This window comes from Janthinobacterium sp. GL_088 (assembly GCF_057837845.1).
On record NZ_CM174453.1, the window covers coordinates 2003628 to 2028012 of the forward strand.

Annotated in this window: 20 protein-coding genes; 4 read left to right on the top strand and 16 right to left on the bottom strand. The window is 63.6% G+C overall.

What is annotated here, in order from left to right; all coding sequences use genetic code 11:
* Window positions 1-5 precede the first annotated feature (5 nt).
* Window positions 6-2441, top strand: a complete 2436-nt coding sequence (locus AC3IQ7_RS09090; RefSeq protein ID WP_489209096.1) for a coiled-coil domain-containing protein — start codon at window positions 6-8, stop codon at window positions 2439-2441.
* A 160-nt stretch (window positions 2442-2601) separates the two neighbouring features.
* Here AC3IQ7_RS09090 and AC3IQ7_RS09095 read toward each other — a convergent pair whose 3' ends face one another.
* The 11 genes from AC3IQ7_RS09095 to AC3IQ7_RS09145 form a co-directional block, all read right to left on the bottom strand.
* Complete coding sequence (locus tag AC3IQ7_RS09095) at window positions 2602-3555, bottom strand: hypothetical protein (RefSeq protein ID WP_322429120.1); 954 nt, start codon at window positions 3553-3555, stop codon at window positions 2602-2604.
* Between the two features lie 196 nt (window positions 3556-3751).
* Complete coding sequence (locus AC3IQ7_RS09100; RefSeq protein ID WP_070224711.1) at window positions 3752-4126, bottom strand: DUF8785 domain-containing protein; 375 nt, start codon at window positions 4124-4126, stop codon at window positions 3752-3754.
* A 24-nt stretch (window positions 4127-4150) separates the two neighbouring features.
* Window positions 4151-5395, bottom strand: coding sequence for a TerD family protein (locus AC3IQ7_RS09105; protein ID WP_099380498.1), 1245 nt, complete (start codon window positions 5393-5395; stop codon window positions 4151-4153).
* Window positions 5392-6378 (bottom strand): HpcH/HpaI aldolase/citrate lyase family protein, encoded by a 987-nt coding sequence (locus AC3IQ7_RS09110; RefSeq protein WP_489209098.1) that lies wholly within the window; start codon window positions 6376-6378, stop codon window positions 5392-5394. The genes AC3IQ7_RS09105 and AC3IQ7_RS09110 overlap by 4 nt, the downstream gene beginning before the upstream one ends.
* Complete coding sequence (locus AC3IQ7_RS09115; RefSeq protein WP_099380496.1) at window positions 6371-7477, bottom strand: cysteine protease StiP family protein; 1107 nt, start codon at window positions 7475-7477, stop codon at window positions 6371-6373. Before AC3IQ7_RS09115 ends, AC3IQ7_RS09110 begins: the two co-directional genes overlap by 8 nt.
* Entirely contained in the window at window positions 7474-8226 is a 753-nt protein-coding gene (locus tag AC3IQ7_RS09120; RefSeq protein WP_099380495.1) for an HAD family hydrolase, read from the bottom strand. The genes AC3IQ7_RS09115 and AC3IQ7_RS09120 overlap by 4 nt, the downstream gene beginning before the upstream one ends.
* Window positions 8204-9361, bottom strand: coding sequence for a phosphoribosyltransferase domain-containing protein (locus tag AC3IQ7_RS09125; protein WP_099380494.1), 1158 nt, complete (start codon window positions 9359-9361; stop codon window positions 8204-8206). Before AC3IQ7_RS09125 ends, AC3IQ7_RS09120 begins: the two co-directional genes overlap by 23 nt.
* Entirely contained in the window at window positions 9358-10395 is a 1038-nt protein-coding gene (locus AC3IQ7_RS09130; protein ID WP_489209101.1) for an ATP-grasp domain-containing protein, read from the bottom strand. Before AC3IQ7_RS09130 ends, AC3IQ7_RS09125 begins: the two co-directional genes overlap by 4 nt.
* Before the next feature lie 242 nt (window positions 10396-10637).
* Entirely contained in the window at window positions 10638-11354 is a 717-nt protein-coding gene (locus AC3IQ7_RS09135) for a TIGR00266 family protein (protein ID WP_099380492.1), read from the bottom strand.
* 64 nt (window positions 11355-11418) lie between these two features.
* Window positions 11419-11994: a TerD family protein gene (locus tag AC3IQ7_RS09140; RefSeq protein WP_046682304.1), complete on the bottom strand. Its 576-nt coding sequence runs from the start codon at window positions 11992-11994 to the stop codon at window positions 11419-11421.
* 99 nt (window positions 11995-12093) lie between these two features.
* Window positions 12094-13176, bottom strand: coding sequence for a DUF475 domain-containing protein (locus AC3IQ7_RS09145; RefSeq protein WP_099380491.1), 1083 nt, complete (start codon window positions 13174-13176; stop codon window positions 12094-12096).
* 248 nt (window positions 13177-13424) lie between these two features.
* Here AC3IQ7_RS09145 and AC3IQ7_RS09150 point away from each other — a divergent pair, with 248 nt between their 5' ends.
* The 3 genes from AC3IQ7_RS09150 to AC3IQ7_RS09160 all read left to right on the top strand — a co-directional run bounded on the left by AC3IQ7_RS09150 (window position 13425) and on the right by AC3IQ7_RS09160 (window position 18488).
* On the top strand, window positions 13425-13850 hold the full coding sequence (locus tag AC3IQ7_RS09150; RefSeq protein ID WP_099380490.1) for a divergent PAP2 family protein: 426 nt from the start codon (window positions 13425-13427) through the stop codon (window positions 13848-13850).
* A 240-nt stretch (window positions 13851-14090) separates the two neighbouring features.
* Entirely contained in the window at window positions 14091-15263 is a 1173-nt protein-coding gene (locus AC3IQ7_RS09155; protein ID WP_099380489.1) for an efflux RND transporter periplasmic adaptor subunit, read from the top strand.
* 3 nt (window positions 15264-15266) lie between these two features.
* On the top strand, window positions 15267-18488 hold the full coding sequence (locus AC3IQ7_RS09160) for an efflux RND transporter permease subunit (RefSeq protein WP_099380488.1): 3222 nt from the start codon (window positions 15267-15269) through the stop codon (window positions 18486-18488).
* Window positions 18489-18579: 91 nt separating this feature from the next.
* Here AC3IQ7_RS09160 and AC3IQ7_RS09165 read toward each other — a convergent pair whose 3' ends face one another.
* The 5 genes from AC3IQ7_RS09165 to AC3IQ7_RS09185 form a co-directional block, all read right to left on the bottom strand.
* Complete coding sequence (locus AC3IQ7_RS09165) at window positions 18580-18912, bottom strand: hypothetical protein (protein ID WP_158301370.1); 333 nt, start codon at window positions 18910-18912, stop codon at window positions 18580-18582.
* Between the two features lie 237 nt (window positions 18913-19149).
* On the bottom strand, window positions 19150-20073 hold the full coding sequence (locus AC3IQ7_RS09170) for an SAM hydrolase/SAM-dependent halogenase family protein (protein ID WP_489209109.1): 924 nt from the start codon (window positions 20071-20073) through the stop codon (window positions 19150-19152).
* A 16-nt stretch (window positions 20074-20089) separates the two neighbouring features.
* Entirely contained in the window at window positions 20090-22609 is a 2520-nt protein-coding gene (locus AC3IQ7_RS09175; RefSeq protein ID WP_489209111.1) for a TonB-dependent receptor plug domain-containing protein, read from the bottom strand.
* A gap of 112 nt (window positions 22610-22721) precedes the next feature.
* A complete protein-coding gene (locus AC3IQ7_RS09180) occupies window positions 22722-23600 on the bottom strand; it encodes an NAD(P)H-hydrate dehydratase (protein ID WP_489209113.1) in 879 nt (292 codons plus the stop codon).
* Window positions 23601-23616: 16 nt separating this feature from the next.
* Window positions 23617-24381 (bottom strand): histidine phosphatase family protein, encoded by a 765-nt coding sequence (locus AC3IQ7_RS09185; protein WP_489209115.1) that lies wholly within the window; start codon window positions 24379-24381, stop codon window positions 23617-23619.
* Window positions 24382-24385: the final 4 nt, after the last annotated feature.

Genomic DNA, 24385 nt, shown 5'->3' on the forward strand with positions numbered 1-24385 from the left:
AAATCATGCAAGCACAGCAAAATCAGCGCCAGGCCGCCTCCCTCACCGTCGCGTATTCCGCCGACGACGAGTTCGACCAGGACAGCATGGTCTCGCTGCATGATTTCAAGGACCTGGAGCGCAAGGCCGAGGCGCCAGCTGTCACCATCACGCCTGAATTGCACGCCGAACCGCAAGCCGAGCCGGCAGCCGAAGCCGATGCCAGGGCGCCCGCCGCCGAACGCCAGAAAATGGAATTGAAAGCCATCCACGAGGCGATTGCCCGCGTGGAAGCGGAAGCGAAGGCCACCTGCGCCGCCGAAAGCCGCGCGCTGGCCGAGGCGCGCGTGCGCTCGCTGGCCGAGGACCGCGCCGCCATCGACGCGGCCGCCGCCGCCGCCGCACAGCAAAATGCGCAGGCAGCCGAAGAAGCGATCGCCGCCAACCGCGAACGTCTCGACACCATGCGCGCTGCCGCGCAAGCCAGCGTGGCCCGCCTGGAAGCCGTCAAGCAGGAGACGGCCGAACTGCGCGCCCGCGTGGAGTCCGACAATGAAATCCGCCTGGCCGCCGAACAGCGTTCGCGCGCCGAGCAGGAAAGCCGCTTGCGCGCCAGCGAGCAAGTGGCCGTGCAGTCGGAACTGGCCGAGCAGGCCGCCCGCGCCGCCGAGGAATTGCAGGTGCAGACGGAGCAGGCGCGCCTGCAGGCCGTCGAGCGCGTCGCCGCCGTGCAGGCGGCCAAGGAAGAAATGGTGGGCATCGCCTCGGCTGACGCACGAGTCGCCGTGCTGGCGCGTGAACGCGAGCGCCATGCCCACGGTGCGCGCCAGACGGCGCAGATGCTGGCCGAAGCGGAAAGCGAAGCGCTGGACTTGACGGTGCAGCGCGAGCGCGCCGACCAGATCGCGCTGGAATCGGCCTTCAACCGCGCCGCCGCCGAAGTGCGCGCCCTGGAAGAAGCGCGCGCGCTGGCGCACCTGGAACAGGAACGCGAAGCTATCGCGCTGGCGCAGGCGGAATCGGAACGCCATGCAGCGCAGTCCCTGCGTCTGCGCCTGCAGACGGAAAAGGAATTGCGCGACGCGGCCATCCACCGCGAGCGCCTGGAAATGGTCGCCGTGGCCAGCGCGCAGGCACGCCGCGATGCCGACGTGCGCATCCTTGCCGCCACCGAAGCGCGCATCGAGGTGGACCGCCAGCTGCGCGCCGTGGCGCTGGCCCGTGTGACGGCTGAACAGGATGCGGAAATCGCCGGCCACGCCAAGCTGGAAGCGGAAACGGCCGCACTGGAACAGACCAAGGCACGCGAAGCGGCCGAGCAGGCCGCCGCCGTTGCGGCAGCGCGCGAACTGGAAGAGCAGCAGCGCGCCGCCAGCCTGGCGCATGAACGGGCCGAACTGGCGCGCCAGGCGGCGGAACTGGCCGCCAGCCAGAACGAAGCCGAGCAGGCCGAGGTCGATGCCGGCCAGGCCACATTGGCCGCGCAGGCGCAAGCATCGCAACTGGCGCAGGAAAAAGCCCGGCAGGCAGAGCAGTTGCTGCAGGCGGAGCAGGAGCGCCTGGCCGCGGAACAAGCCGCCATCACCGCCTTGAAAGAAAAACTGGAAGCGGAAGCGCTGGCGTGCAACGCGGCGCAGGAACGGATCGCCGCCGAAGGCGCGCAAGCGGAACTGCTGCGCGGCCAGCAGGCGGCCGAACAGGCCTTGCGGGAAGCTGCGCAAAAGGAAGCGGACGCCATCCGTATTTTGATGGACCAGGCGCTGGTCGAAGGCGAACAGAAAGCGGCTGCAGCGCAAGCCGTGCAGGCGCAGGCGCGCCTGGCCGTGGAGCTGGGACAGGTGCATAGCGAGCGCGCCCGAGTGGAAGAAGACAAGGCGCAAGCGGCCGATGCGCTGCTGGCGTCCGAGCGCGATTTCGTCGCCGCCGAACGCGAGTCGCTGGCCCTGATCGCGCAAAAACTGGTGCAGCAGCGCCAGACCAGCAGCGCCGAAGAACGCGCCTCGCAAGCCATCGCCGGCCGCCTGGAAGTCGAAAAGCAGGCGACGGCGGCAGCCGAAGCGCGCGCCGCCATGGAACAGCAGGCGCTCGACGCCATGCGCCAGCGCGAGCAGCTGGAACTGGCCGCGCAGCAGGCCGCCAGCGAAAAGCTCGCCGCGCAGCAAACCTTGCTGGCCAGTGCGCAGGCCCACGCCGCCCTGCAGCGCAAGGCAGCCGAGACGACGCGCGCGATGGCCGAGGCCAAGCAGCAGTTGCTGGAGATGGAAACGGCGCGCGCGCAGCAGCAGGAACGCGAACTGGCCGCGCTGCGCGCCAGCCTGGAGCAGCCACAAACCGTCTTTTCCAACTCCTTGACCGCCGCCCGCGCGAAAGCCGAACAAGTCAGCTCGGCCAGTTTGACGCGCGAAGTGATCGAGAGATTGACGCAGCCGAATGACGCTGGCGCCGTCTGGCGTTCGCGCTGAGCTGGATACCGAACCAAACCTACTGCGCTGCGCGCTTTGCGCCCGGCGATGCTCACCGTACTAGAGTACGGTTGCGCTTCTCGGCCACAAATCACTGCCGCTCGCTACGGTTTTGTCCGGTATCGTTACTTTAGCGGAAGAGCAAGCCTTTACGTTTCCCTCAAAACTTCCTGCCCACGCCCACCAGCAACACATCCGCATCGCGGTGGTAATCCGTTACCACGCGGTTCCACGCCACTTGCGCCACCCAGCGGCGGTTGACGTGGTAGCGGGCCACGGCTGACAGCAAGCCTGTCAGGCGCGTGTCGTGGCCCTGGGTGTCGCGGCCGTCCCAGGCCACGTACGGGCCGGCGCCCATGCCGAATTCCACCTTTTCATTGAGCGAGCGGATCAGCCACAGCTGGGCCGCCGCGCCGCGCCGGTGCGCCAGCACCGTGCTGCCTTCATCGAGCGCGCTGACCGTCCAGTCCACGTATTTTCCCGCCGCGCGCCGGTATTCGAGGGTGAACGGGCGCGAGGACTCGGAGCGCAAGCTGTTGACGATGGTGTGGCCGGTCGATAAAGTCAAGGTGTCGTCGTACGCCCAGTTCTGCAAGTGCAGCTTGGCGCCCGGCACCCCATCATAGCGGTAGCCGGCGCCGATCAACAGGTGCGTGGTGTTGTCCTTGCCATCGGGCTTGATACGGTTGAGCTGTGCTTGCGCATACCAGCGGTTGTCGAACTGCCAGCGCGCCTGCAGGCTGACGATGGAACCCCAGCCATGGTCATTGTCGAAGTTGTGGAGGCCGTCGTCCGTCCTGGCCGTGTCGAAGAAGAAGTAGCGGCCCACGCCGGCGCCCAGCATCAGGCCTTGCTCCACTTTTTTCGTGCGCAGCCAGACCTGGCCCGCCATGCCGTCGCGGTGGTGGTCTTCCGGGTGCCCTTCGTTGATATACGACAGGCTGACGGCGCTGTAGTTGCCCACCGGCTGGGTGTAGCTGACGGCGGCCACAAAGGTGCGCTCATTGGTCGAATTGACTTTCAGGGCGCCGGCCATGCCGGACAAGTCCTGTGCCTGGGCGGAAAGGGGGAGCGAGGCGGCCAGCAGGGCCAGGATGGTGAATGGCAGGCGCATGACGGTTCCAGTGACAGGTGAATACACGCTAAAGGTCGTCTGGCGGGGATCATGCGATTGTGCAAGAATCTTGCACATTGGCTACATTTGTAAGCTGTATTGGCCAGAACTCGTCACTAGTGTATAAGAAAAGTGAGAATGTGTGAGGCGCCGGCCTGGAATGGCCGGCCGGCGCGGGACTGCTGGAATGGAGGTATTACTGGCTCAATACGACCTTATCGGCAAAATATTCCGTCTCGCCGAAGCATTGCGTGGGCACGCCCTTGTGCTGGCTGTAGGTGACGAGGATGCGCTTGCCGGCGGCGGCCGACAGTTGCTTGGCCACCTCTTCATCGCGCACGCTGAACTGGAATTTTTCCGGGATGGTGCCCGGCAGCGCGGTGAGCAGCAATTCACCCTCCCATGTCTTGCAAATCCAGCCCCGCTTGGAGAACTTTTGCAGGTAGCCCGCCCGTTCGCCTTCCGAGTACGAGAAGCTGAGGGCCATCCACGTGTAGGCTGCCAGCAGCAGGAAGCCGGCCACGAGGAAGATGGCGAAGGCGAAGGTGACTTTTTTGGTCGTAGGGGTCATGGTAGGGTTGTTTAGGTAAAAGGATCAGTCCTTGCGGCCGGCTTTCCAGTTCAGACCAAAGTTATATCTTTCGTCCATGGCCTGGTGCGCCGTGATTTTACCTTGGCCGCCGAAGTATTCCACCAATTTTGTCACCTGCAGGTTGCCGCCGTGGTTTTCCAGCATGGCGATGGCGCACATGGCGTGCTGGCTATCGCTGTCGAGGCGCACTTCGACGGTCGGCTGGCCGGGAATTTCGATCGTCACGACGCCATCGGTGGCGGCCCAGTTCGGCACGCCTTCGTAGATGAAGGCGTAGACGAGCACGCGCTTGATCTGGTCGAAATGGGTGCCGTTGATGAAGATGTTTTCGCCGCTGCTGATGCTGCCCGTGCGGTCGTCGCCTTCCAGGTGGATATACGGCGGACGGTCGTAGGCGCCCCAGCTGTTGCCCAGCGCCTGCACGGCGCTCTTGGCCCCGCCGCTCATTTCGAACAGGCAGCCGATATCGAGGTCGATGCCGCCCGAACGGCCGGCCGGTTTGTTGAACAGCTTGCCGAGGAAGCCCGTGTCCAGCTTCGAGGCGGGCGCCTGGCCTTGCGACGCGTTCTGATTCCAGTTCAGGTTGACCCGGATGCGGCCATAGCCGCCGCTGTCGCGCTTGTCGAGCGAAATCTTGTCGCCGCGTTTTTCCAGGCGAATTTTCGACAGCGAGATTTTATTCGCCGGCGGCGGGGCCGCTGGCGTGGGGACGGGAATCGGTGCAGGGGCAGGAGCCGATTGCGCCGCCTCGCTGCCGCCGAAGTGCTTCAGCAGCGCCGCCAGGCCGCCGGCGAAGCCCTGGCCCACGGCGCCGAAGCGCCAGCTGCCGTCGCGGCGATACAGTTCGCCGATGATGACGGCTTTTTCGTCCTGGAAGTCGTTGCCCGTGAAGGCGAACGTGGCTGCCTGGCCCAGCGCCATGCTGGAGTTGCCCAGTGCGCGCATGCTGCCCTGTTCCGTCGCCGCCGTGAACACCAGCTTGTCGATCGAGGCGGGCAGGCGGGCCAGGTCGACCTGGAAGGTGGAGCGGGGACCGTTCAAGTCCACCGTGATGGCGTTGTCCGGCGCGCTTTTCTGGTTGAAGAAGACCATGTAGCGGTCGTCCGACAGCTTGCCGGCCGCATCGACGCCGAAGCAACTGACATCCACTTCCATCGAACCCGAAACGATATCGAGCGTGACGGCAAACGGGCCATTCAAGCCCAGGTCCGCCAGTTTGCCTTTTTGTCCGCGTGTGAAATTGGTCATGGTCGTGCAATCCCTTCGTCGCTTGAGAGTTGAGTCAATGAGGTAGTCGGTACGTGCGCCGGAGCCGTGTCGGCCGCATGGCGGATGCCGAACAGGCGCGCCTGCTCGATGATGCGCTGCGCCCAGCTGGAATGGGTCGCCACTTCGCACATCGATTCCTGCATGCGGAACACGGCCGGGCTGTCCGGGTCGATGATGCGCAGCGCCAGTTCGATGTCCGACTGCGCCACCTGGTAGTGGCGCTCGATCTGCGGCACCTGGTCCGGGTGGATGGCCGTCTTGGCGATCATGCCGTGCGCCATGTCCTGCGCCACTTCGGCATCGAGCCAGCTGCCCTGCGACAGGTGCTCGAAGACGGGCGCCGTCAGCTGGAAGCCGTGCGGCTTGAAGATCGTCACCAGGCGGCCGATGACCTGGCCCAGCGGCGTTTGATAGATGGTGCCGCTGGTAGGGCGGCGCAGTCCCAGCAGGGCCAACAGATCGTTGCCGCCAATGCGCAGGGCCAGGATGCGGCGCCGCACTTCCGGCGCGGACAGCATGATGCGGAACTGCTTCATTTCTTCGTCGTCGAACACTTCCGCCGTTTCCAGCGTCGGCATCAGCAAGTGATGCGTGTGGAGCACCAGCTCGAAATACGCGGCGAAGTTGTGGCGCGTGGATTTCGGCAGCACGAAGCCGCTCAATTTGTCGGCACCGGGCATGCCCAGCACGCGCGTCAGCACCTCGAGATTACGCACGCGCACGAAGCGCAGTGTATCCGATTCGTCGCACATGTTTTGCAGCGCCAGCGACAAATTGAACAGCGCGTAACTGAGGTCGCGTTCCGCGATGGCGTCTTCGGTGCAAAGGATCACCGAGCGCAAATGGCTGAATTTGTCGCCATTGGCGATCGCCAGCAAGTCCTTGTGCGTGGTCGGCACATACATGGAGGCGCCCAGCGCCGCCTTATGCTCACTTTGTGGATGTAGGGAGTTGTTATCCATCGACTGCGCTCCTGATTAGGGCGACCGCCTGGTAAGGCAGCGCCGGTTCTACTGTGACGGGTATGGCTTTTTCCTGCGCCAGAAGCAGCAAATGTGCCACGTCCGGCGCATTCGTGTCGCGCACGATCAGGCGCTCGGGCACGCGGCGCAGCAGTACGCGCGTCGCTTCGCCGATGCCTGGCTTGATCAGATTGATGTCGCTGATGCCGTATTCCTGCTGCGCGGCGGCCATGTAGGCTTGCGAGCGGGCCGCCATGGCTGGCGCATCGCTCGCTTCGGCCAGCGGGATGCCGCTGCTGGCGGCAATCGCCACGGCGTCGGCCACCAGGCCGTCGGCGAAAGCGCGCGACTGGTCGTGCGCTTCGAACTGCGCGTAGTACACGCAGCCATGGAAGTCGTCCGGGCCGATGGCATCATTCAACACGGAGCGGCTGACGAGGCCCGAGACGGTGGCATTCAAGATGCTCGACGGGATCAGGTAGTCGCTGGCCGAGGCGGCGCAGGCGGCCGTGCCGGCCAGGTCGGACAGCACGAACAGGCCGCCGTCGATCGCCGTGCCATGCGCCGCATTGAAGTCGTTGACCGTCTGGCGCAGTTCGCGCGAAATCACGCCCTTGCCCGTCCAGCCGTCGACGAAGACGATGGAGTCGGCCGCATGGCCGTGCGCCAGGATGTGGTGCAGGGCATTCGCGTCGATGCCGCGGTCGCGGATGATGGAGACGGAATAGTGGCTGCACTCGCGCTGGAACACCTGGCGCAGCAGGTGGCCCAGGATGACGCCCACGGGCGTGCCGGCGCGCGCCAGCGACACCAGCGTGATGGGGCCCGTGCGGCGCGCCGCGATCAGGGCCGCCAGGCGCAGGCAGTCGCGCGCCATTTGCAGCCGGTTGGCCGCGAACGCGCTCTGGAACAGCGCCAGGTAGGCGGGCGAAGGCAGGGACTCTGGCGACAGCATTTCGCTGTAGTGGCGCTGGCCCGACTGGATCAGGCGCTCTTTTTCGGCCAGGTCGAGGATCGGTTCAAGCGCCATGGGCGTCAGCAGAAACTCCACGTCTTCCTGGCGGTAGCTGCCGCTGAAGTGCTGCTTGCCGTCGGTCATAGCGCCGCCACCGTGAGTGCCGCCAGCTGGGTGCCGTTGGGGATGATGGCGTAGTCGCAGGCGGCCATGAAGCGCGCGTCCGAGCGGCTGTCGCCCATGCCGAAGCTGACGATGGGGCCATGTTCGGCTTCCAGTTCCGCGCGCAGGTAGGCGACGGCGCGCGCCTTGTTCAAGGTCTTCGGCAGCACGGCCAGGTTGTTGCCATTGCGGTGGATGAAGTAGTCGGCGCCTTCGGTTGCGATCCACTGCTGCAGCACTTGTTCTTCGATGTCGGCCAGGCGTTCGCCGCGCGCTTCATGGTCCTTGACGACGATGTAGAACGGCGTGTTGTAGTCCTCGATCAGGCGCGCGCGCGAGGGCATGCCCGTCTTGACCTGGAAATCGTCGATGATGCGCATGGCGTCCCGCAGACCGGGCAAGGCCGTCTGCATGTCGTTCTGCATCAGGGACAGCCAGCCCGCGTCGAGCGCGCCGCCCGGCTGCAGCACGATGCCGCCGTAATCGAGCACGCTGTAGCTGGTGAACGGCAGGTCGACGCGGCGGAAGGCGTCGCCATTTCTCGCCGTGGCGGGGATCAGGGTCATGCCGCTTTGCGCAAACTCAAAGAAGGCGCGCTGGCGCGCCGTCGTAAACGAGCAGGCATCGCCATTTTTCAAATACGCGGCCGCTTGCAAATCGGTCTCGCCGGGGCATTTCTTAGGGGTCTGGAACAGTGTGTCGTCCAGATCAACAAACAGGAATTTCTTCAATTTTGGTCTCTGACTGAAAGTGGAACAGGCGGCCATTCAACTGGCCGGCGAGTTGCATGAGGGCCGGGCTGGCCGGGGTTTCATGGCAGATGAAAACGTGCTGGTACTGGCCAGGCGCCACGTTGTACAGGTAATTGGCGATGCCTTCGCCGTAGTTGTCGTCGCAGTTGACGATGTGGCTGACGGAGCCCCATGACAGGATCGGCGAGCGCGTGGTCGACTGCACCACGACGTTCTTGCCCAGCGCTTCGAGTTCGCGCGCCAGCAAGAATGACGGGTGCATGAATTCGCCCGTGCCCAGCACCAGCACGGAGTCGCCGGCGCCGATTTCCTGCGCCAGCTGCACCGCCAGGCCTTGCGGCGGCGTCAAGGCGCGTCCCACGCCGATGCGGCCGAACGCCGGGCTGGCGCCCCGTTCCGCATTCGCCTCGAAACGCTGCGCGCTGGCCGCCACGGGAGCAGGCGCAGCGCCGGCCTGGAAGGCGTAGTGGCCGGACAAGGCTGCGCCTATGCTGGTGGGTAGGCCGAAACGCTCACTCAAGCCCGCGTTGGCGGCCTGGCCCATGAAATTGGTGATCACGCCCAGGTGCAGCTTTTCCAGTTGCGGATAGCGCGCGCGGCACACTTGCACCAGGTTGGCGAAGGTGTTGCCGGTCGACGCTTCATCGTCGATCAGCACCAGGCTGCGGGCGGTGGAAAACAGCGCGCTGGCAGCGTCCGACAAATGCAGAAACTGGCGCGGCGCGTGGCTGTGCGATTCCTCGAATTCGAAAAAAGGCACGCTGCCCACGCGGTAGCGCGAGCTGTGCAAAAACAGGGCCTTGCCGTTCGGATTGGCGCGCAGCCACGCCTCGAACACGCCCTGGCCCAGGCCGACGGCCGTTTCCGCCATGGCGATGAAGACGACGGGACCGGGCAGGCTGGGGGGGATCTGCGCGGCCAGGTCGTCGTGGATGGTTTGCATGGCGCGCGGCGTGACGGGCCAGTGCTTGCCCAGCACCTTGGACAGGAACAGGAAGCCCCGTTTGGCGTTGGCGCGCGCGGCAAAGCCGATCAGCCAGTCCAGCGGAAAGCGCGCCTCGTCCACTTTGAGGGTCAGCTCGCCCGTGGGCATCTGCTGCTTGACGACGTTCATGGCAGCTCCACGGCGTAGGCGGCTTCGCCCACGCGCATGCCTTCGTGGATGGCGGGCACGGTGAGCTTGTCAAAGCCCTGGTCGAAGCCGGCCAGCGCCAGGTAGGGCAGGTTGGGGCCGGCCGCGCAAGCCATGCCGATGCCTCCCGACATGCGCGGGTTGATTTCCAACAAAGCCAGGCCGTTCGCGCCTTCGCGGAACTGGACGTTGAAGACGCCATTCAGGCGGTAGTCGCGCGCCAGTTTGTCGCAGGCCGCCAGCAAGTCGGCGCGCAGCTCGATCAGCTGACCGCTGCCGCCCCCGTGCAGCTTCTTGCGCGGCACGGCGCAAATGAGCTTGCCCTGGTCGGCGACGCAGTCGGCGCTGTATTCGTGGCCGTCAAGGTATTCCATCAGCAGCAGGGTCTTGAACGATGCCATTTGCGCGAGGCCATTGCGCAGCTCCTGCGCATTGATCTGGTAGGCGGCGCCGGCCAGCAACAGCTGGGCGCTCGAACGCTCTTCATCGAGAATGGCAAAGCCCAGGGCATACACGGATTCGGACGGCTTGATGCACAGCTTGCGATGCAGCGGGCGCAGTTCGGCGTAGGCGGCGTCGTATTCCGTGATGGTCGTCACGGCGCGGTAGTCGGCCGGGCGCGCCATGGGCAGATCGAGGCCGTCGCAGAAGCGCGCCTTGTCGTGCATCAGGGTCAGCGTCTCTTCGCTGGCCACGCTGAGCACGCGCGTGCCGATGGCGGCGAAGCGCGCGCTGGCGCTGCCGATCAGGCCCGCTTCCTTGCCGGGCCAGAAAATCGTGATGTTGCGTTCGCGGCAAAATTCCAGGCACCACTCGACATAATTGAGGCCCGTCAGGCCCGACGGTTCGACCGCGTATTCGTGGGCCGACAGGAAGGCGGCCGCGTGCGCGTTCGTATTGCTGCACACGAGGTGATAGCGGGGCGCACCGCTTGTCGCGGCCATATCGGCCTCGCGGATCAGGCGCATGGCCGTGCCGACCGAGGAAAATGTTTTGTTGAACCAGACTCTTTGCATGTACGGGGACCGGGTGGAAATAGGGGAAGCCGCGCGCAGGTGCGCGCGCGGGGATTCTAAACGGCCAGACTTAACCTGGCCTTAGATTTTTTTGAACTACAACGTTGAGCAGCAAACTAACAGCGCCTGACAAAACCGTAGCGAGCGGAAGGAAGAGGTGGCCGAGAAGCGCAACCGTACTCAAGTACGGTGAGCATCGCAGGCCGCCTATGCCGACGCGCAGTAGGTTTGGTCAGGTGCCTCTAACTAGCTTTGCCGCTGGCTGTCCATTTTAAGAATGCATCGCGGTTGCGCGAGCAGATGAACACCTTGCCCGAGCCGGAAAAGCGCAGCACGATGCCTTCGCCGCTGGTGACGCTGTTGACGATATTGCCGAGGAAACCGCCGATGCCGCCGCCGCTGGCGCCGCCGCCCGTGGTCACGGAAATCTCGTATTTCAGGCTATTGTCCCAGCAGACCACGTGGGAATTGTCGATCACGACGTCCTTGCCCGGCTCGACGTCGAGCTGGAACATGGAGCCGAAGCCCGACACCACCACCTGCCCCGTGCCGGCCGTCTCCATGACGAAGAAGCCGCCCGACTGGGCGAACAGCGCGTTGCCGATGCTTTGCGTGCGCACCTTCATTTCCGTGCCCGCAGTGGCGGCGACAAAGGCGCCGTCGTTGAGCAGGTACTGGCGCGCGCCCACGTCGACCACTTCGATGGCACCCGGCAGGGTCGGCGAGAGCAGGCAGTCGCCGCTGCCGCGCACCGCTTCGATGTGCTGCTGGAAGAACGATTCGCCATTCGCGAAGCGGCGCATGATGGCGCTGCCCAGGCCGCCCGTCATCTTGCCTTTCAAGTCCAGCGCCGTTTCCATCATCACCATCGCATCGGATTCGCAATAGATGGTTTCGCCCTGTTTCATGCTGACGTGGAGGAAAGGATCGACGTCGCCCGTGACACTAAATACTGGCATGATAAATCTCCAAAAAAAAGCCGCCTGAGTACGTCCAGGCGGCTGTGTTTAGCGCATAAAACGTTTAGGCATTCACACCGAAGGAACGGGCCAGAGGGCCCAGGCCGCCGTTGAAGCCCTGGCCGATGGCCTTGAACTTCCATTCGCCGTTGTAGCGGTAGATTTCGCCAAAGATCATCGCCGTTTCCGTCGAGCTGTCTTCGGACAGGTCGTAGCGGGCGATTTCTTTTTCGCCTTCCGCGTTCAGGCAGCGGATGAAGGCTTTCGACACCATGCCGAAGTTCTGGCGGCGCGCGTCGGCGTCGTGAATGGTGACGGTGATGCTGATGCGGTCGATGTCGGCCGGCACGCGGGTCAGGTCGATTTCGATGCGCTCATCGTCGCCTTCGCCTTCGCCCGTCGTGTTGTCACCCGTGTGCACGACGGAACCGTCGGTCGACTTCAGGTTGTTGTAGAAGATGAAGTCAGAGTCGCCACGGACTTTGCCGTCGCTTTTCAGGAGAAACGCGCTACCGTCAAGGTCGAAGGTGGCGCCGTCCGTCGAACGAGGATCCCAGCCGAGGCCGACGATGATCTTCTTCAGGTTTGGTGCTTCCTTGCTCAGGTTGACGTTGCCGCCTTTTTGCAAACTGATTGCCATGTGGTGCTCCTTTAGTAATTAAGTGCAAACATTCCTTCATGGGATGAGCGCCAGGCGCTCGTGCCATTACTCTTTCAATTGGGGGCGGAACCCCCGATTTCAAGCTTGTGCCGCGTGCCGTTTGCGATAACGCAAGGATGACCACAGCGAGACCAGGATGAAGGCCACGCCCGACAGGCCCGTGAACCACTCCGGAATATGGTACTTGACGGACGCCAGCATGATCAAGGCGAGGATGCCGATCGCATAATGGGCGCCGTGCTCGAGGTAGACGAATTCGTCCAGGGTGCCCTTGTGCACCAGGTACACCGTCATCGAGCGCACGAACATGGCGCCGATGGCCAGGCCCAGCATGATGATGACCACGTCGTTGGTGATGGCGAACGCGCCGATCACGCCGTCAAAGCTGAACGAGGCATCCAGCACTTCCAGGTACAGGAAGCCGCCGATGCTGCCGCGCGCCACCGTTTTCACGAGGTCGCCATTGCCGTTCCTGGCTGGCGCGGCGCCTTCCTCGTCGTCATCCTGCAAGTCCGGTTCGCCTTCTTCCAGCAAGCCGCTGATCCAGTTCACGCCGATGTAGACGGCGATGCCGACGATGCCAGACGCGAGCACGCTATACTTTTCGTCCACGGGACCCATTGCCACGCAGGCGGCCACGGCACCCATGGTGATCAGAACGGCCAGGCTTTCGGTGCCCAGCGCATTGACTTTTTCCTCGGCCCAGCCCAGCCAGTGCAACTCTTTTTCATCGTCGAACAGGAAGTTCAGGAACACCAGCAGCAGGAAGGCGCCACCGAAGGCCGCCACTTGCGCATGGTTGTCCGTCAGGTGCTTGGCGTACACATCGGGCGTCGTGGTGGCCATGGTCCACACGTCGACCAGGCCCAGGCCCGTAGCGACGGAAACGATGACCAGTGGAAACAGCAACCGCATGCCGAAGACGGCCACGAGGATACCGACCGTCAAGAACAGTTTTTGCCAGAATTCATTCCAGTGACGCAAGACCGAGGCATTTACCACGGCATTGTCGAACGACAGCGATACTTCCATGATGCCCAGCACGCCCGTGATCCACAGCGCCTGGATCATGCCTGGCATGCCGCCATGGCTGTAACCCCACCAGCCTGACACCGCCATCAGGATAAAAGTGACTAAAAAGGAAATTCTGAAATGCCGCATGAGTACCCCGTTGCAAGTGTGAAAGACGTTTGATTATCCGCGCCGCTGTGCGCGCCGCACTCAGTGTTGATATACGTCAATTGTTGTATATGCCATGATTTTATATTAGTTGCCGCCTGGGGCGGCGTTTTATAGGTCGGCGATAGACAGTTCTGCTGGCGCGGCTGATCTGCGATAATTGCGGCGCGCTTGTCTGGCTGCCGCAGCCCCTGACACATTCTCTACATATATATAAGAAGGAATACCCCGTGGATATCGCTTACCTCGTCACGCCCCTGATCGCCTGGATCCTGGTCGGACCGATCAAATTCCTGATCAACAGTGTCCGCACGCGGCAATGGGCGTTCGGCCTGGTCGGCAATGGCGGCTTTCCCAGCAACCATAGCGCCGTTGTTTCCAGCATGGCAACCCTGATCGCCTTGCGCGAAGGCATAGGCCATCCCGCCTTTGGCGTGGCCGTGACCTTGGCCTTCATCGTCATCATCGACGCCAACAGCCTGCGCCAGCACGTGGGCAAGCAGGCGGCGGCCATCAACCGCCTGGCCGGGGAAGCTGCCAGCCCCGCGCACAAGACCTTGCGCGAGCGTATGGGTCATACCCTGGTGGAAATCGCCGGCGGCCTGTGCACGGGCGTGGCCATCGGTTTCCTGATCAACACCGTGTTTGCCCGCTAAGTTCGCTTCCCCTGAAACGCAAAACCCCGCTTCAAGGCGGGGTTTTGCGTTTCAGGGCGTAAAAACTACGTTTCATCCATTCATTAAAGCATTACAGGAAGCCGCCGATTGACATGCCCGGACGCGCTCATGGATACTTTGGCGCTTGTGGTTTTAATAAAAATATTATGCTTGCTATCGCTTGCAGCCCTATCCGGGCAGCAGGAACGGTAGTGGTGCTATCTATCCGGAGAATTACCCATGTTGCGCAAAACCCTGTTTGTTCTGGCAATCGCTTCTGCCCTGGCCGCCTGCGGCAAAGAGTCCAAAGATCCCGGCAAGGGCGGCAAGAATGCCAAGGAACAGGCGGGCGCTGCCGTCAATTTGCTGGTATCCCCGGAAGACCTGTTGACCATCCAGAGCAATGCGCTGGCGTCGGGGCCTGTCATCACCGGTTCCGTGCAGCCTGAGCGCAACGCGGACTTGCGCGCCGAAGTATCGGCCGTAGTGCTCCAGGTACTGAAGGAAAACGGTGAAGTCGTCAAGCGGGGCGACGTGCTGGTGCGCCTGGATGAAACGTCCATCCGCGACAGCCTCAATTCGGCCGAGGAAGCCAGCCGTGCCGCCAGCCAGGTGCTGGAGCAGTCCGAACGCATGTTCCAGCGCATGAAAACCCTGCGCGCTTCGGGCATGACGTCGACGCAGGCGCTGGAAGACGCGGAAATTCGCCGCAATAATGCGCAAAGCGATTTGTCCGCCGCGAAAAGCCGCGCCGTGCAAGCCCGCCAGCAGTTGCAGCGCACCCTCGTGCGTGCGCCGTTCGACGGCATCGTGAGCGAGCGCAAGGTATCGAATGGCGATACGGCGCAAATCGGCAAGGAGTTGATCAAGGTCATCGATCCAACCAGCATGCGCCTCGAAGGCCTGGTGTCGGCCGACAAGATCGGCGTCGTCAAGGTGGGCCAGCCCGTGCTGTTCCGCATCAATGGTTATCCAGGCCAGGATTTTGCGGGCAAGGTGCGCCGCGTCGATCCGGCCGCCAATGCCGTCACGCGCCAGGTGGCCGTGCTGGTCGATTTCAACGACAAGGAACAGCCGCGCGTGGCCGGCCTGTATGCGGAAGGGCGCATCGAGACGGAAACCGTCAGCGCGCTGATGATCCCCGACTCGGCCCTGGTAAAGGCGGGCGACGTCACGTACACGTGGAAAGTCAAGGACAAGGCTTTGCATAAAGTCACATTGCACATCGGTGCGCGCGACGTGCGCACGGGCCAGTGGGAAGTGCAAAGCGGCCTGGCCAGTGGCGACACCGTGCTGCGCACGCCCGGTTCCACCTTCAAGGATGGTCAGAAAGTGGAATTGACGGCCGCCAAGGCCGTGCCAGCCGCCGCCGTGGCCAGCAGCAGCACCGCCGTTGCCGGTAAAGGAAACTAAGCCATGTTCCTTTCCGATTTCAGTATCAAGCGGCCCACCGCCACCATCGTCCTGATCCTGGCCATGATGTGCGTCGGCTTGCTGGCGCTCAAGAAATTGCGCGTCAACCAGAACCCGGATGTCGAAGTGCCCTTCATCGTCGTCAGTATTCCTTACCCTGGCGCCTCGCCCGATACGGTCGAGCGCGAAGTGGTGAACCGCCTGGAAAAGTCGCTGCAAAGTATTTCCGGCGTGACCGAAGTCAACAGCGATTCGAATGAAGGTTCAGCCAGCATCTTCCTGAAGTTTTCCTTCAATACCAATTTGATCGAAGCGTCCGACAATATCCGCAATGCGATTGCCGCCGTGCGCTACAAGTTGCCGACGGAAATGCGCGAGCCCATCTTGCAGCGCATCGACCCGGCGGCCGAGCCGATCATGCAGCTGGCGCTGTCGTCGAATACGCAAAGCCATGCGGAAATTTCGCGCCTGGCCGAAGACGTGCTGTCGGACCGCTTCCGCACCGTCGATGGCGTGGCGCTGGTCAACGTGGGCGGATCGCTCAAGCGCGAACTGTCCGTGCTGCTGCGGGCGGAAAAGTTGCGCGAATACAATGTTTCCGTCAGCGATGTCGTCACCGCCTTGCGCAACCAGAACACGAATGCCCCGGTGGGCAAGGTGCGCGGCACCCTGGACGAGAAAAGCATCCGCCTCGTGGGCCGCATCGAGTCGCCAAGCGACTTCGAGAAAGTGGTGATCAAGCGCCGCGGCGAGGAAATCGTGCGCCTGGCGCAAGTGGCCACCATCGAAGATGGCTTTGCCGAAGTCAACAGCCTGAGCATGCGCAGCGGCAAGCCTAACGTGGGCATTTCGATCACCCGCGTGCGCGACGCCTCCACCGTCAGTGTGGCCAACAAGATCCGCGACATGGTGGCGGAAATCAACAAGACCTTGCCGAAAGGCACGATCCTGCAAGTGACGCGCGACGGCGGCGAAAACGCCCAGCATAGCTTGAACAACGTGATCGAATCGCTGGTGCTGGGCGCCGTGCTGACGATCTTCGTCGTCTACGCCTTCTTGAACTCGTGGCGTTCCACCTTGATTACGGCACTGAGCCTGCCGACGTCCGTGATTGCCGCCTTCATTGCCGTGTGGCTGTGCGGCTTTACCCTGAACTTCATGACCCTGCTGGGCCTGTCGCTGGCCATTGGCGTGCTGATCGATGACGCCATCGTGGTGCGTGAAAACATCGTGCGCCACATGCAGATGGGCAAGGATCGCCGCACGGCCGCGCTGGAAGGCACGGCCGAGATCGGTATGGCCGTGGCCGCCACGACCTTCTCCATCATCGCCGTCTTCATCCCCGTGGCCTTCATGCCCGGTATCTCCGGCGAATGGTTCCGTCCGTTTGCCTTGACGGTGACGTGTTCGGTGCTCGTCAGCCTGGGCATCTCGTTTACGCTCGACCCGATGCTGTCGGCCTACTGGGGCGACCCGGTCGAGGAACACTCGGCGCCGAAAAAAGGTATCGGCCGCGTGCTGGAAAAATTCAACCACTGGTTCGACCATCAGGCCGACCGCTATGGCCGCGTGATCGCCTGGGCCCTGCATCACCGCCGCTGGATGGCCGTCATTGCCTTCGGCAGCCTGGTGGGCGCTATTGTTCTGCACGCTACGCATGGCGGCACGAGTTTCTTGCCGGCATCCGATTCGGGCAACTTGATGATCAATGTGCGCACGCCATCGTCAAGCAGCATCGAGTATTCGCGCCTGAAACTGGAAGCGGCGGCCGTGCTGGCGCGTTCCTTGCCTGAAACCAAGGACACCAACAGCTCCATCAATGCGGGCGGCGGACGCGTGTATGTCGATATCGGCAAGCGCAACACCCGCAAGCGTTCGGCCAAGGAAATCGCGGTCGAGCTGCGCGAGAAGATGTCACGCCTGGTCGGTGCCGAATACGTGGTGCAGGATGACTTGAGCAATGGTTCGCAAAAGCCGATCCAGGTGGAGTTCACGGGTCCCGATTCGCGCAAGCTCATGGAAATCACGAATGCCTATATGGACAAGCTGCGCGCCATTCCTGGCGCCGTCGATGTGGGCTTGTCCGAGCAAGACCCAAAGAATGAGCTGCAGATCGAGCTCAACCGTGGCCTGGCCAACTCGATGGGCATTTCCGTCAATGACGCGGCGCAATCGTTGCGCGTGGCGTTTGCCGGCGTGGAAGTGGGCGACTGGGTCGATCCGACGGGCGAAACGCGCGACGTGGCCGTCCGTCTGCACCCTGACGACCGTGTGGCATCGGAAAACATCGAGCGCCTGCCGATCAGCGTGACGGGCACGTCGCAAATGGTGCCGCTCGACCAGATCGCCACCATTACCATGGGCAAGGGCCCGTCCGGCATCGAGCACAAGAATGGCAAGCGCACGATTACCGTATCGGCCAATGCGCAAGGCCGCTCGAATGGCGAAGTGACGAGCGACGCCATGAAACTGGCCAACTCCATCGATTTCCCGCCCGGCTACGGCCTGGCGCTCGGTGGCGCCGGCCAGGACCAGCAAGAGTTGTTCACGGAAATGCTGATCGCGCTGGTGATGGGTATCGGCCTGATGTATTTGATCCTGGTCATGCAATTCGGTTCCTTCACGGCGCCCGTGGCCGTGATGATGTCCTTACCGCTCAGTTTGATCGGCGTGGTGGTGGCGCTGGTGATCACGAACAACACCCTCAACCTGATGAGCTTTATCGGTATCATCATGCTGATGGGCCTGGTCGCCAAGAACGCCATCCTGCTGCTGGACGCGGCGCGCAAGCGCGAGGAAGAGGGCCATGGCCGCGAAGATGCGCTGATGTATGCAGGCCGCATGCGTCTGCGCCCCATCCTGATGACGACGTTTGCGCTGATCGCCGGCATGTTCCCCGTGGCACTGGGCCTGGGCGAGGGCGGCGAGTTCTACCGTCCATTGGCGATCGCCATCATCGGCGGCACCATCACCTCGACGATTTTGACCTTGCTGGTCGTGCCGACCTTCTATGACAGCATAGAAATCGCCCGCGATGGCGCCGTGGCCAAGTTCCACCGCCGCGCCGCGCGCATGCCCGTCGCCGTGGCCATGATCCTGACCCTGGTCGAGTGCGTACTGACCTTGCTGCTGGTGCGTTTCGTCTACCGCATGCTGAAAAAGGCCGTGCTGTTCCTGATGGGACGCCGCACGCCGAAAGCAGCGTCGGTCAGCCTGCAAAAGTAATACCGGGCCAAGGCCAGCTCACGCTGCGCAGTGGTATTTCAAGAGCCTTCCTCGGAAGGCTCTTTTTTTGCCTGCTCGTCTGGCAAGGGGGCTAGCTGTTGCGTGGTGGCGACGTAGTGCTTGTCCCTATGCCTGTTCCTGGTGTCGTGCCATTTTGAGGCGGCGTGGTCGAGGGTGGCGTGGTAGTGCCATCGGGATTGGTGGTGGTGCCTGGTGCCATGCCAGGCGTGGCGGCTGGCGTGTCCGGGTTGGTGGTGCCCGTGGTGCCGGACGTGCCGCTGGTGGCGGGCGGCGTTGCCGGCGCGGTGGCGGCGGGCGTGGCGGTGGTGCTGGTGTCATTGCGTTTGTTGCAACCGCCCAGCAACGCGCAGACGATGGCGCTACCAAGGACGAGCTTGCTGGTGGTCAGGAGTGGAGCCGTCATGATTGTTCCTTTTCAGTGTAAGACTGTCGTGGAAACGCATGCCTCGCCAGATTGCGTATCTGGAACAAGGCTGGCATCGCTTGCAAGGATTAGAGTAGGTGGGCCGGTACAGGTTCACCGGACTTGCACAGGTGTGGTGCTGGCGGAGGCGGGGAGAGCGCTGCGTTTGACGTAGCGCAAACCCGCATGGGATACGAGATGGGCCAGGACAGGATGCCCTGGCCGTGTTCGGGTGGTTTATTTGGCGGCAGGGACCTTGCTGACTTCCACTTCCCAATCCACGCCCGACTCGACGTGGTGCTTGGCAGCAAAGTCACCCTGGCTGATGGCAACAGCCACGTCGAGCAGGCTGTTCAGGTAGACCAGCGGCTTGCCCTTGGCGACGCCGCCAAATGTGTGTTCGAATGGCGCCGTCACCTTGGCCACTTGCTTGCCCTTGTGCAAGATGCGCACTTGCAGCGGATCATGCAGTTTCACCTGCAATTCGTCGAGCAGCGATTTCGGGATATTCGTCCACACATTGCCATACTTGACGTCGAGTACGGGCACGATGCCACGGATGGTATTGCCGTCGCGCACAGGCTTTTGATACGCAATCTTGACTACTGATTCGCTCGGCAATTGCGGGCCTACCTGTTCATACGTGATGGCGCCCGATGCCAGGCGCGCACCCACATACGCGTACACGTCGCGGCCATGGAAGGTGTACGACTCGGCGGAGCCCGCCAGGCGATTGACCTTTTCATCGATTTCGCGCAGTTCGGCCACGCCGTCGCGTTCGGCGATCAGGGTGAACAGGCCATTGTCCGGCCCCACGAAGTAGCGCCCGCCCTTGGTTTTCAGCACCACCGACTTGCGCGTCGTGCCCACGCCCGGATCGATGACGGAAACAAACACCGTGCCTTGCGGCCAGTAATTGGCCGTCTGGTACAAGCGGTAGGCGCCCAGCCAGATGTCGTAGTCGGGAATCTGGTGCGTCAGGTCCGAAATGGTCAGCTGCGGATCGACGCCATAGGCCACGCCATGCATGGCCGACACGGCGCCGTCGGCCGTGCCGAAGTCCGTCATCAGCACCAGCGGCGCGCCAGCCTGGGCGGACGACAGCAGGAGGGCGCTCAGGCAGGCGCCGGCGACGAGGTGGGATATTTTCTTGATGATCATGTGCGCTTTCCGTGTCTTAGTAGGTGTAGCTGAGTTTGGCGTAGAAATACGCGCCGTTCACGCCGATGGGGTTGATGAAATTGTAGGGCAGGGCGCCGCCATACGTGGCGTTATTCGTTTCCCGTACGCGCTGCGGATAGCGGTCGAGGATGTTGTTGCCGCCCACGCTCAGGGTCAGCTGCTTGCTCAGTTTTAACTGACCCTCCAGGTCCAGCGACCAGACGGCGCCGAAGCGTTGCGCGGGGATGCCGTCGATCAGGGGGGCATCGCTGTCGTAGGAAAAATCTTTCAGCTCGCCAAAGCGCGTGGCGCGCGCCTGCACACCCCAGCCGGCCGCTTGCCAGTCGGCACCGAGGATCAATTTGCTGGCGGGTGACGCATGTTTGATGCGGAACAAACTCGTCTCCGTCAGCAGGGTCAGACTGGGATCGATATTGGATAGCGCGGCGGAACTCTGGTGCACCTTGTCGAGGCTGGTCTTGTTCAGGTTCAGCGCCGCATTCAGGTTCAGCTTGCCTGAGGTGAACGTCAGGTCGTGGTTCAGCACCACGTCCAGGCCTTTGGTCCGCGTGTCGAGCAAATTGGCCAGGTAGGCCACGGACTGGATGTCGCTGCGGTTATTGGCGGCCAGGTAGGCCGTGACGGTGTCGCTTTGCAAGTCGCTCGAGCGCGTGATGCGGTCGCGGATGCGGATCACGTAGGCATCTACCGTCACGCTGGTGGCGGCGGCCGGTTTCCAGGCCAAGCCCAGCGAGACGTTGGTCGATTTTTCAGGTTTCAGCTGTTGCGCGCCGAAGCTGCGCGCCAGCGGGTCGCTGGCCGGCAGCAGGGCCGCCGTTTGCAGGGCCGTGCCATCGGCGTTGAAGTTCAGTGTGGCAAAGCGGAAGCCCGTCTGCACGAGGGCCGGCGCGCGGAAGCTGTTTGACAGCGAACCGCGCACAAGAAAGTTCTCCGTCACTTTATAGCGCGTGGACAGCTTGCCCGTGCTGGCACTGCCGAAGTCGCTGTAGTCGGAATAGCGGGCGGCGGCGCCCACCAGCAGGCGCGGCGTGAGATCGCTTTCCACGTCCGCATACACGGAGCGGATTTGCCGACTGCCGTCATAGGCATCCGATGGACGCAGGCCCGGTCCCGCCTGCGCGCCCGGTGGCGCGTCCGTGAAGCTGCCGGCCGCGTACGAGGCAGGGTCGCCGGCCGAGCTGGTGTAGGTTTCCCGCATCCACTCGGCGCCCACCGCCACGCTCAAGGGGGCGGGCAAGCCGATGTCGATGCTGCGCGTGGCATCGATGTTCAAGGCGTTCTGGCGGAAGTCGAAACCGGCCAGCTTGAAACGCGTGGGGCTGGCCGCGCCCAGCGAGGCGTTGACGGAGTGGCTCACGCCGTAGTCAAAGCGGTCGCTGCCGTGGCGCGCGCTGGCGTCCCAGTTCCACTCGCCCGCGCTGCCGCGCACGCCGGCCACGATGCTGAGGTCGCGCTTGTCGCCATTGGTGACGGGGCGGTAGCCGTTCGGATACAGGGCCAGTACGTTCGACGGGTCGCCCGGATAGCGGAAGTAGGCGCTGCCGTCCGATTTGCGTTCGTTGAGGGTGGCAAACGAGTACAGGTCCAGGCCGTTGGCCAGGGTGAGCTGGGTGTTGTAGAACAAATAGTTGTTGCGCTGGCGCGAGTCGCCCGACTTGAACACCACCTTGCTGTCGAGGGCCTGGTCCGCTGGCGTGAAGTTGTAGGAAGTCCAGCCCGCGTCGCTGGGGCCGGCCCGTTCCGTCGGCGAGCGGTGCCGTGTTTCGGCGCCGAAGCGGAAGAAGCCCGCTTCGCCCAGCGGCACGCCATAGTCGGCGTTGACGATGACGGTCTGGCCATCCGTCAGGGTTTGATCGGTCGGGTCGAAATGCGTATGGTTGGCGCCATAGCTGATGGAAGCGGCACCGCCCGTACGCGCCTTTTTCAGCACGATGTTGATGACGCCCGCCACGGCGTCGCTGCCGTACTGGGCGCCGGCGCCGTCGCGCAGGATTTCGATGTGGTCGATGGCGTTGGGCGGAATGGCATTGATGTCGACCGGCACGGTGCCGGCAAAGCTGCTTTCCGTGTCGAGCACGGCGCTCGTGTGGCGGCGCTTGCCGTTGATCAGCACCAGCACCTGGTCCGGCGCCAATCCCCGCAACTGGATGCCGCGCACGGAGTCCGACGCGCCGCTCGACTCGATGCGGGGGAAGTTGATCGACGGCGACAGGTTTTGCAGGGCCGCGCCCACATCGCCCGTCGCCAGCGCATTGCTCACTTCGCGCGCGCCGAAGCGGTCGATGGGCACGCTGCTGTCGAACACCGTGCGATTGCGCGCGCGCGAGCCGACGACGGTGACCTGGTCGATGCTGGCGCCGGCCGTTTCAGCGGTGGTGCCTGTGCCTGTGCTGGCGGTGGCTTGCGCGTCCTGGGCCCAGGCGGGAGCGGTGCCCAGCATGGCGCAGGCCAGCACGATGGCGCGCAGCGGCGTGGCGGGAAGGGAAAGGGAGTCGGTTGAATGGCGCGGATACAAGGCGGTGTCCTTTTGGCTCGATTAGTGTCGGTGTGGAAACAGTTGCCATGAGCTTAAGGGAGGCGCCCGCCGGCGCTAACGATTCTTTCTGGATATGCTTATGCTGTTGTTTTTATGCCGCCAGGTGACGCAGCAGGGCGGGAATCTCGGCCGGGATTTCGCGCGCCAGGTAGCCGAGGATGCCGAAGCGCAGGGCCAGCTGTTCGCCCGCCAGCGCATGCAGGGCGATGCCCCAGGCGCACGCTTGCTCCAACGGAGCGCCGCGCGCAGCCAGACCCGTGATGATGCCGGCCAGGGTGTCGCCGGAACCGGAAATGGCCAGGCCGATATTGCCGCCCGCATGTGTCCAGCTGGTGCCGTCGGGCATGGCGATGACGGTCAGTGCGCCTTTCAGGGCGACGATGGCATTCCAGCGCCGCGCCGCGTCCACGGCGCAGGCATGCGGGTCGGCCAGCACGGCGTCTTTTGACAGGCCCATCAGTTGGGCCAGTTCGCCCGCGTGCGGCGTCAGTAGAACCGGTTGGTCAAAGCGGAAGTGCGCGGGCTTGCGCACGACTTGCATGGCGCACGCGTCAAGAATCAAGCGACTGGCGGCAAACAGGGGCAGCAGGTGACGCATCAGCTCGCAACTGGCGGCCGTGTCGCACATGCCTGGCCCGACGAGCACGGCGTCCACCTTGCCGGCCAGCGGCGCCAGCTGATGTTGCGCTTCGTGCCGGAAGCCGCCCAGCGCCGTTTCGTCCAGGCCGATGACCCGCGCCTCGGGCATGGCGATGGCCACTTGCGCCGCCACCGACGCGCCCGTCGCCAGGGTCAGCTTGCCGGCGCCCGCGCGCAGGGCGGCCGTGGCGGCCAGCACAATGGCGCCCGGCATTTCCGCCGAGCCGGCAATGATCAGCAAATGGCCGCGCACTTCCTTGTCGCCGTCTGGCTGGGGCATGGGCAGGGGCCAGGAGCGCAGCAGGGATGGGGTGATGTCGGTGGTGTCCATGCATGCCTCCGAAGGATCAGGATTTGGGCGCGGCCGGCATGTCGGGCTGGGCCGTGACGGGTGTGCCGGCCGCTTCGAGCGGCGCGACGAAGTTGCACAGGTTCAGCTGCAGCTTGCCGTGCTTGCCCACGGCGGGGTTGAAGGCATACGAGGTGACGCCGCAGTTGGGCACGTCGGCTGCCTTGTCGATAGCCAGGATGGCTTGCTCGTCGCAGCGTTCCAGCAGGTAGCGGAAGCAATTGACGATGACCTGGTGGCCGACGATCAGCACCCTTTCGCCCCGGTATTCGCGGGTGATGGTGTCGAGCACGCTGCGCAGGCGCAGGATGACGTCGCACCAGCTTTCGCCGCCCGGTGGACGGAAATAAAACTTGCCCACGTGCTGGCGCTGCTCGTGCAATTCCGGGTATTTGCTGGCGATGCCGTGCACGGTCAGCCGGTCGAGGATGCCGAATTCCTTTTCGCGCAGGCGCTCGTCGGCCACCACGGAGTTCAAGCTGTCCGCATCGAGGCGCGCCAGCACGGCTTGCGCCGTCTGCTGCGCCCGTACGTACGGCGAATACAGCACGACGGTCGGTTGTTGTTCAGGGGGAAGGGTGGCGAACCAGTCGCCCAGGGCTTGCGCCTGGCGCGCGCCCAGCTCGGAGAGGGGGACGTCGACATCGCGCTCGGCGATGGCGATCAATAACTGTTTTTCCGCTTCGGCGGCATCGCGCGCCACGTTGCCGGCACTTTGGCCGTGACGCACGATCCAGATTTGCTGCGGCCATTTCTGTTCCATCGCC